Annotated in this window: 11 protein-coding genes; 8 read left to right on the top strand and 3 right to left on the bottom strand. The window is 43.1% G+C overall.

Annotation, left to right across the window (positions count from 1 at the left end):
* Positions 1-88 precede the first annotated feature (88 nt).
* Positions 89-487, top strand: a complete 399-nt coding sequence (gene tnpA, locus V7Z64_RS09525) for an IS200/IS605 family transposase (protein WP_297992703.1) — start codon at positions 89-91, stop codon at positions 485-487.
* Positions 488-521: 34 nt separating this feature from the next.
* On the opposite strand, the gene V7Z64_RS09520 is transcribed toward tnpA, so the two are convergent.
* Both V7Z64_RS09520 and V7Z64_RS09515 read right to left on the bottom strand, forming a co-directional pair.
* Complete coding sequence (locus V7Z64_RS09520) at positions 522-1,304, bottom strand: glycerate kinase (RefSeq protein WP_297992705.1); 783 nt, start codon at positions 1,302-1,304, stop codon at positions 522-524.
* Complete coding sequence (locus V7Z64_RS09515; RefSeq protein ID WP_297992707.1) at positions 1,301-1,732, bottom strand: hypothetical protein; 432 nt, start codon at positions 1,730-1,732, stop codon at positions 1,301-1,303. Before V7Z64_RS09515 ends, V7Z64_RS09520 begins: the two co-directional genes overlap by 4 nt.
* Positions 1,733-1,849: 117 nt before the next feature.
* Between V7Z64_RS09515 and V7Z64_RS09510 the strand changes: the two genes are divergently transcribed.
* The 6 genes from V7Z64_RS09510 (at position 1,850) to V7Z64_RS09485 (ending at position 6,891) form a co-directional block, all read left to right on the top strand.
* A complete protein-coding gene (locus tag V7Z64_RS09510) occupies positions 1,850-3,082 on the top strand; it encodes an aminopeptidase (RefSeq protein ID WP_297992710.1) in 1,233 nt (410 codons plus the stop codon).
* A 72-nt stretch (positions 3,083-3,154) separates the two neighbouring features.
* Positions 3,155-4,246, top strand: coding sequence for a GGDEF domain-containing protein (locus V7Z64_RS09505; protein ID WP_297992712.1), 1,092 nt, complete (start codon positions 3,155-3,157; stop codon positions 4,244-4,246).
* Positions 4,247-4,291: 45 nt separating this feature from the next.
* On the top strand, positions 4,292-5,257 hold the full coding sequence (locus V7Z64_RS09500; protein ID WP_297992714.1) for a hypothetical protein: 966 nt from the start codon (positions 4,292-4,294) through the stop codon (positions 5,255-5,257).
* Between the two features lie 12 nt (positions 5,258-5,269).
* Positions 5,270-5,530 (top strand): hypothetical protein, encoded by a 261-nt coding sequence (locus V7Z64_RS09495; RefSeq protein WP_003394640.1) that lies wholly within the window; start codon positions 5,270-5,272, stop codon positions 5,528-5,530.
* A 72-nt stretch (positions 5,531-5,602) separates the two neighbouring features.
* The gene (locus tag V7Z64_RS09490) at positions 5,603-6,028 is read left to right on the top strand and encodes an Hsp20/alpha crystallin family protein (protein WP_297992715.1); all 426 of its coding nucleotides are present in this window, start codon (positions 5,603-5,605) and stop codon (positions 6,026-6,028) included.
* Positions 6,029-6,102: 74 nt separating this feature from the next.
* Entirely contained in the window at positions 6,103-6,891 is a 789-nt protein-coding gene (locus V7Z64_RS09485) for an EcsC family protein (protein WP_297992717.1), read from the top strand.
* Here V7Z64_RS09485 and V7Z64_RS09480 read toward each other — a convergent pair whose 3' ends face one another.
* Positions 6,892-8,541, bottom strand: a complete 1,650-nt coding sequence (locus V7Z64_RS09480) for a glycerol-3-phosphate dehydrogenase/oxidase (RefSeq protein WP_297992718.1) — start codon at positions 8,539-8,541, stop codon at positions 6,892-6,894. It abuts the gene before it with no gap.
* 400 nt (positions 8,542-8,941) lie between these two features.
* Here V7Z64_RS09480 and V7Z64_RS09475 point away from each other — a divergent pair, with 400 nt between their 5' ends.
* Positions 8,942-9,364, top strand: coding sequence for an Hsp20 family protein (locus V7Z64_RS09475; protein ID WP_297992720.1), 423 nt, complete (start codon positions 8,942-8,944; stop codon positions 9,362-9,364).
* The last annotated feature ends 59 nt before the right edge of the window (positions 9,365-9,423 follow it).

Raw genomic sequence — 9,423 nt, 5'->3', positions numbered from 1 at the left:
CAGAAATAGAAAAGTATCAAAAAGAAAATTACATTTCAAGTTTTGCAGGTGCGGTCTACGAACTGATTCGCAAAGGCCTAGAAAAGCAATGAAGTATATTTCCGAAAATCATAGTAAGCACTTGCTTATGTGTCACTTCATATTTGTTTGCAAATATCGAAAAAAACTCTTGTCAAAGGTAGGTTGTGACATGAAGGCTGAAATCGAATGTATCGCCACTCATGACGGTTGGTTAATTGTCGAGCAAGAAATAGACCAAGACCATATCCATATCCTCATTCGTTACTCTCCAAAGTGGAGTATTCTTGAAATGGTTAGGTTGTTGAAACAACTTACAACTTATCGGATATGGCAAAAACAAGAAGCGTACTTATGCCGACATTTTTGGAAAGAGCGTACCTTTTGGAGTGATGACTACTTCTCATGTAGCATCGGGAATGTTAGTAAAGAGACTATTCAAAAGTACATTCAAACACAAAGTAGTTAGGGCTTACATCCCCTAGCCTAAAGGCATAGGGGTTTTACGCCCAGTCATATAAAAAAGCAAATCCTAATCCTCCTGCTGCCCCCGCTCCACGCTCTTGTGCATAAAAAAGATTTGTGTGCTGTTCGATTTTTTGTGCATACGTATGTAGCCACTGATCTAATATGCGAACCGTTTCACGATCCGCCCCTTTTTGCGGACCGAATACGTGTGAAGCACCGCGCTCGCCATACAGCGGATTATCGACATCACAAGCAACGAGAAACTCACTTTCATACACGCGTCGGTCAACCGATGTCATATCGACGTGAGCAATATGAGGGAGCGAAGACGGCATCGGGGGCAACCGTTCCCCGTATGCGTTTGTAAATGTTGCACCAAGTGCACATAACATCCCAAACCCCCCGTCGTTTGTGCTGCTTCCACCAAGCCCGATGACAAAACGGCGATAGCCTGCCTCAAGCGCTGCTATGATCACTTCCCCTACACCGTACGTTGTCGTATGAAGCGGATTTCTTTTTTCGTTTGGAACGAGCGGCAAGCCGATGACTTGTGCTACTTCAATGACCGCTGTATCACCGACAACACCGTATGCTGCTTGCTGCGCATCAAAAAGTGGGCCGCGAGCCGTTACCGGTTGAACGAAGCCATTCATCGCTGAAACGATCGCTTCCATCGTCCCTTCGCCTCCGTCTGCCATCGGAACGGTCGTAACTGCCCCTTCCGGATATTCATCGAAAAACGCTTTTTTGATTACGGCGCACTCATCATGTGCCGATAAACTCCCCTTAAATGAATCTGGTGCAATAATAACTTTCATTTCGCAACAACCTTTTTCAATATATTTTTTCCGTCTTCGCGAACGAACAAAACAGTCATCGTTGTTTCACGTTCACATGGAAACGATTCGTTCGTCGTCATCATTTCATAATCTCGATAAGGGGAACGATATATATCAAATAAAAACGACGTTTCATTTACCCACTGAATAAAAATGATGTCGGCAAAATATTCTCCATTGACGTACGAAAGTGCTGAACCGTCTTTTCGTTCCATTGAAATAAGTTTCTTTTCCCCTTCGATTTCGCAAAACGCCACCCCAACATCGTCACCGGCACAAAAGCCGATCATCGGCTCGTTCGTCGTGAACGTAAGCGTCTCCCCCTTCACTTGCACATCAACTGTTCGTTCATAAGCACGAATAAATATGCCTTCAACATAACATAATTGTTGGTCACCACATTCCATAAGTCATTCCCTTTCTAGTTATATTCCTTCCTTCATCATAATACAGGTGAAAATGTTTTCACAACATCATCCGTTTTGTTAAAATGGTAGTATGCTTTACGATAAGGAGGTTTTGTTATGTTAGAAAAACAATTGGAAAAATACGCACAATTAGCTGTACGTGTCGGCGTCAACATTCAACTAGGACAAACGTTGTTTATTAACGCGCCGCTTCCGTCCGCTCCGCTCGTGCGTAAAATCGCTGAGAAAGCGTACGAAGCAGGAGCAAAACATGTGCATGTGGAGTGGAGCGATGAAGAAATGACGTACATAAAGTTTAAACATGCGCCCGAAGAAGCACTTCATGAATACCCATCATGGCTTGCGAAAGGACGGGAAGAAGTGGCTGAAAAAGGTGGGGCGTTTTTAAGCATTTATGCACCAAATCCAGACTTATTAAAAGATATTGCTCCTTCACGGGTAGCTGCAGCAACAAAAGCAGCAAACGTGGCGCTGCAAAACTACCGTAGTCGCCTAATGGCCGATCATAACTGTTGGTCATTAATTGCCGTGCCGACGCCAGCATGGGCAAAAAAAGTGTTCCCACATATGAGCGAAGAAGAAGGAATGGCAGCATTATGGGATGTCATTTTCCAAGTGACACGCGTCGATCAAGACGATCCGATTGCAGCATGGAAAGCGCACAATGAAAAATTAGCTCGCATCGTTGATTATTTAAACAATAAGCAATATAAACAGCTCATTTATAACGGGCCAGAAACAAATTTAACGGTGGAGCTTCCAGATGGGCATATTTGGGCTGGCGGTGCAGCGAAGAGCACAGACGGCATTATATTCAATCCAAACATACCAACCGAAGAAGTATTTACGATGCCTCATAAAGATGGAACGAACGGGGTCGTTCGCAACACGAAACCGCTTAACTACGGCGGCAATATTATTGACGGCTTTACGCTTACATTTCAAGATGGAAAAGTCGTCGATTTTACGGCAGAAATCGGCTATGACACGTTAAAACATTTACTTGATACAGATGAAGGAGCTCGTCGTCTCGGTGAAATTGCGCTCGTTCCACACCGCTCACCTATTTCACAATCAAATCTCGTATTTTATAATACGTTATTTGATGAAAACGCGGCGTCGCATTTAGCGCTCGGAAAGGCATATCCGACAAATATCAAAAACGGAACACATATGCGCACCGAAGAGTTGCTTGAGCGTGGGGCGAACGACAGTTTAGTGCATGAAGATTTTATGATCGGTTCCCATGAATTGAACGTCGATGGCGTCACAAAAGACGGCGTTCGCGAGCCGATTATGCGGAACGGTGAATGGGCCATTTCAATTTAGAGATGTTGCGGCGTTTGTCCGCAACATTTTTTTTCGTCCGCATATATTGGCTAAAGGAAGGAGGAGCGGACGATGTTTAAGCAATTTATTGCGAATAGCGGCATACTGATTGCAGGTTTTTATTTAATTAGTAAATTTTTGCCGTATACCATTCATAAACAATCCCCTCTTCATATGCGCCTACTCGCAGGAGCTTTTTGCGGTTTACTTAGCCTCGTGCTCATGTTTTTTTCGATTCCGCTCGAACATGGAGTGATTGCGGACTTGCGCCACATTCCGCTCGTGATCATTAGCTACTATGGGGGAATGCCAAGCGCACTTGCGGCAGGCATGATGATGGGGGCAGGGCGATTTTTATTCGGCAATGTATCTGCATCCATCACATCTTTTTTTATCTCGCTTATTATTGCAATCGGCTGTGGACTAATGAGCCGCTCGCTAAAGCAACATCTACTGATGACAACGTTTTGGATGAACGTCTACAGCATGTGTTTCATTTCGCTTGCGTTATTTATTAATGTCCGAGACCCCGACATTTACATTGAAACGCTATTTGTTCTTTGGCCCATTTCAATCGTTTCCACGTATATCGCCGCTCATATTTGCAAAGATATTCGCCAATCAAAAGAAATGTTGCAACATTATAAAACTTGGGCAACGACCGACTTTTTAACCGGACTGTATAACGTTCGCCAGTTTCATACACTACTGCATGAAAACATGGCACAAGTGAAGAAAAAAAACGGTTGTTTATCGCTCATTTTATTTGATATTGACCGCTTTAAGTCAATTAACGACTTGTATGGACATGATGGCGGTGACATCATTTTACGTGAGCTTGGCGAACTCGTTCGTTCAATTACTCCGAAACATGGGCTAGCTTTTCGCAATGGCGGCGAGGAGTTTTCATTTTTATTGCCGAGTTGTGAGCAAGGAGCGTTTCAATTTGCTGAACAGCTACGTACTACAATTGAGCACCACCCCTTTTTATTACAAAAGCAAACGGTTCATATTACGATTTCCATCGGTATCTCGATTTTTCCAACCCTCGCCGCCAATGAAGCGGATTTGTTTAAACAAGCAGACATCGCTTTATATGAGGCGAAAAAACAAGGACGAAATCGGACGGTCATGTATAAAAAGGAATACTTGCATGAAACGTAAAACTATACGACAATAAAAGTAAAAACCGTTAAAGGAGCGACAAGGATGAAACAACAGTCGAAGTTATTGATGAGTATCGTGGCGGTTGTTACTTTGCTTTCTGCCTGCAGCGAGCAAACAACCGCACCAGCCGAACAACCCGTTGCGAATAAAAAGCAAACAAAAGAACAAACGCCACTTGATTTCACACTCGTTGAAAGCACAAATCAGCCGTTTAGCATTTCGTTATTACCAAAATTTAGTTTAGAAGCAGAAGAACCAGGAAAAGATGTTGTCATGCATGAAAGCGAACATGAACAATGGATGCGAATTGAGCTGTTGCCGAAAGAAGCGAAAGATCAAATGGAAACGTACGCAAAAGAACGAGCAATGGCCGTCTCTGAACAAGCGACGCCGTTTGAAGGCACAATACCTTTTGAAGATGCGATCGTATATGAAGCGCCTGTCGATAACGATATCGTTTATATCGTTGGTGTGACAGGAGATGCCCCAATGTTTCTGACCGTGTTTACAAAGAAAGAAGAAAATTGGCTAGAAACGTTCATGACGATGGCCAAGACGATTGAACGGAAAAAAACTGAAACGAATGAACAACCGAAAGAACAGTTTTTCACATATAAAAGCAGCAATCAACCGTTTCGAGCAAATATTTTAAACGGCTATATGGCGGAAGCAGTCGAGCCAGGAAAAGATATGATTTTTCTCGATGAAGAGAAAGCGTCGATGACTGTCGAACTGATCGATGAAGGGGCAGATTGGTCGCTCATTGCCGAACAAGCCGAACAATATGTAAAAGCGAGCAGTAAAGATGGACATGTCGAGAAAATGGCATGGACAAAAGGAACACGTTTAAACGGTGCAGACGTATATAAAAGCGCGATTGAAGACGGCGAAGTGTATGTGTTCGTCGTAAAAAATGAACCGGCGATGCGGTTGACAATTTTTATTCAACAGCCGGATGAGTTAGATGCATTTTTGCAAATGGCTGAAACGATTGAACGCATTGACTAAGGGGGTTGTTCGATGGAGCTGCTAGACGCATATCGGTCGTTATGGTCGAACCGTTCATTGCCTGCGACAGAAAATGAAGCGGAGGACGTATTACTTGATGCCATCCGCCGTGATTTACTAGATGAAATGACGCATCCGCGCTTAAGAAAGTCACCTTATGAAAAATTTTCATTAGCTATAACACGCATTGCAACATCATCGCTTCATGCGAAACAACAATACGAACTCGTTCGTTTATACGTACAGCAATTGGAAAACTTGCCTTCCCGTTAAGGCAAGTTTTTTGTATAATATCCTGCCGTTTGCGCAAAATACGTACCGAATACGATGTAAGGAGGCTTGGCGATGGACCCATTCCGTTCATTAGATGTGATGCGTCGGGATGTTGAACGTATGTTTTCAAACTTCCCTTCCCTCTTCTCACATATTGACGATGCTTTTCGTATGCCGCGCGTCGATGTGCATGAAAACGAAAAAGAAATGATTGTCACTTGCGACATCCCGGGATTAGAACGAAAAGAAGATGTCGATATTCATATTGACCACCAAACGTTGTCTATTAGCGGACAAGTGCGCAAACAACACGATATACATGATGAGCATATGCATCGGCAGGAGCGGTTTTTCGGACGATTTTATCGCACGATCCCTCTCCCTTCCCCTGCAGCGCACGAAAACGTACAAGCATCGTATAAAAATGGGGTGCTTGAAATTCGCATCCCGAAAGCACAAGCAGACGGAAAAAAACGAATTGACGTACAATTTCACTAAACACCGGCAACTCGCCGGTGTTCTTCGTGAAACTTTCCTTTTTTTCATACGTATGTATACACGAGGTGAGGGAAATGGATGACAAATCGTTTTTAATTGAGCAACTCCATCATATTGAGCAATGGGAGAAAGAACAAAAAGACATTTGGTTTTGGGAGAAAATAAGCCGTCTTCCATTTATTTTACTTGACCGTTTCACGCCATTATGGATACATAAAAAAATGACGCAATTGCTTGATGAGCTCGGACAATATATTCAAACAGGTGGACAATATTTAGTAAATGAAAAAGCTGTTTTATCATCATTTTATGGGAATGTGACGTTAGATGCTGTGCGCTTACTTCCTTTGCAAAAGATGAATGAAGCTTGCGAGAGACTTGTAGCAAAACGTAAAACATTCGCGACATATCAAGGGGCAACAACAGGCTTTGGAGGGGCGTTCACGTTATTACTTGACGTTGTTGTCGTTCTCGGAACGGCTTTAAAAACGTTGCAAGAGATTGCGATCATATACGGATTTCATCCTCATCAAAAAGGGGAGCGGTTATTTATTGTAAAATGTCTGCAGTTTGCGCTTGCGGACGTCGTTGGAAAACAAGCTGTTTTAAACGAATGGTCGATGAAAAACGAACAACAAACGATTGCTCAATTGCAAGGATGGAGAGAAATCGTTTGGGCATTTCGCGACCAATACGGTTGGAAAAAGCTATTTCAAACCATTCCAATAGTAGGGATGCTGTTTGGCGCGTGGACAAATCAAGCAATGATTGCCGACATCGCTGAAGCTGGCGCCATGTTTTATCGTAAACGGCGCATTATTGAAAAGCTAAAAGAAATAGAAAAGGCAGGAGAACCCGCCTAACTAATGTTTTGCTTCGTCGCAAGGAGTTATTGCGTCGTGAAGCGCAACGTTTACTTGTTGTTCATATCGGTTTCGCTCTTCGTCTGTCCAGTTGAAATAAGATTGCATAAGCTGAGTGACTGCCCCTTTCCATTGCCGAACAGCATGAATGTCGAAAAAGAGCGCCCCTGTGCGACGAATAAAAAAGTCGAGCGGGGTGACCGCCATTTCGTATTCAAGGGCATACATGCACATCACGTACCAGTCAATTGGAAGTAACGTGCTATTTCGATCATATGTGTGGGCGAGCGCAAATAAACGATCGACATTCGTCCCATATCGTTGAACGAGCTGTTTCGCTTGTTGTTCGGTAAAGCCGTAACTCATTCCTTCCATCACTTTTTTTGATATAAACGTATGCCATTCATTTGCGCCACCTATATCTCCTCCAGAAATAGGCAAATGTTTCGTCTGACAAGGGCGACACGTCTTCTCTAGCTGTTTAGCGATCAGATCCACAACCGTTTCGGCCATTTTTCGATAACCTGTCAATTTTCCACCTGCAATCGTAATAAGACCAGAGGCAGATTGCCAAATTTCATCTTTACGAGAAATTTCTGATGGATCTTTTCCTTCTTCGTAAATTAGAGGACGTAATCCAGCCCAACTCGATTCAATATGTTCCTCCGTAACATGCACTGATGGAAACATGTAATGAATGGCACGCAGCAAATAGTCGCGATCTCCCTTCGTCATTTTTGGATGGATGCGATCTCCATCATAAAACGTATCTGTCGTGCCAACGTACGTTTTTCCATCGCGCGGAATCGCAAATACCATGCGGCCGTCAGGTGTATCAAAATATACCGCTTGCTTGAGTGGAAAATGCGCTTGATCAATGACAATGTGCACTCCTTTTGTCAAACGTAACTTCTTCCCGACATGTGAGCCGTCTTTTTCACGCAATGTGTCGACCCACGGACCTGCGGCATTGACGACTTTCTTAGCATAAATCGCAAATGATTTGTTCGTCATTTGCTCGCGACATATGACACCGATGACGCGACCTTGTTCATCATATAAAAACGATTCAGCTTTCACATAGTTTACAGCGTGTGCACCGCACTCAACCGCTTTTTTAATCACTTCGATTGTCAATCGTGCATCATCTGTCCGATACTCAACATAATAACCGCCGCCAAGCAATCCATCTCGTTTAATTAACGGCTCTTTTTGCAATGTTTCATGGGCGGACAACATCGTTCTTCGCTCTTCTTTTTTGACGCGAGCTAAATGGTCATACAGCCATAAGCCAATTGATGTACTCCATTTTCCAAACGTGCCTCCACGATGAATCGGAAGGAGCATCCACTCTGGCGTCGTCACATGCGGACCGTTCTCATACACAATCGCCCGCTCTTTCCCTACTTCAGCGACCATTTTCACTTCGAACTGCTTTAAATAGCGCAAACCACCGTGAACAAGTTTTGTTGAACGGCTTGACGTTCCTGCCGCAAAATCTTGCATCTCAATGAGCGCGGTTTTCATTCCGCGCGTCACCGCATCTAGCGCAATGCCACAACCGGTAATTCCCCCTCCAATGACGAGCACGTCGTATGTTGCTTTGCTCATTTCGTTCACGACTTCCATACGCTGTGTTGCAGAAAACATCGCAATCTCTCCCTTATTCAAAAAATAAAAAGAGACCGAAACAAGCATAATAAGCACTCGCTTACTATGCATGTACGGTCTCTCTACATCTCTTGACATATATGAACTTTGTTTTTATTGTATCATACCCGTGGAAAAAGGCAACAATTTTGCACAAAAAACCATTTCATCGCTGAACGTGGCTTGCATAAGCTAATATTCATTCCTTTTTCTTTATATTTGTTTACGATGCTCTTTACATTGGGGCGCTCTTTTTTCTCCGTTTTTTTACGCACATGATCTCTCCCTTTCTCATCTCTTTCCCATAATATTTACGAATGCCGTCATAAAAAGTTTCGCGAACAATTTATTTTTTCCTGCATATATTACGAACAAACGTATGTCGCAAGGAGTGATATGTATGAAAAAAGATTTGTCTCATATGTTTGAATCGTTTTTCGATGATCGATCATTAAAAAAATTGTTGTATACGCTCGATGAGTATGTGCATCGTACATTTTCACCCGTCTATATTCGCGTTGATGTACGCGAAACAAATGAAGAATACGTCATCGTCGCCCATATTCCAAATGCGAAACGGGAAAATATTCATTTACAATTTGTCGATGATACTCGCCTTTTGTTGTCTGTCGTTTACGATGAGCAAATAGAAACGATCGATGATGAAAACAAATTCGTTCATCGCCAACGTACGTATGAGCGAGCAACGAAAAGCATTTTCCTCCCTTATCCTGTGTCACAAACAAATATTCAAGCATCGTTTCAAGATGGCAAACTCATTATTCGCCTCCCACAAAAGAAAACATTTATTCCAATTGAATAAGTAGATCGAGTAGGAGGAGGTGATTAACCTCCGTCCTCTCACACCACCGTACGTACGGA

This window comes from Anoxybacillus sp., assembly GCF_036834105.1.
Classification (GTDB): domain Bacteria; phylum Bacillota; class Bacilli; order Bacillales; family Anoxybacillaceae; genus Anoxybacillus.
Note: the sequence above shows the minus strand (reverse complement) of the source record. Positions and strands in the feature narration are given on the sequence as shown.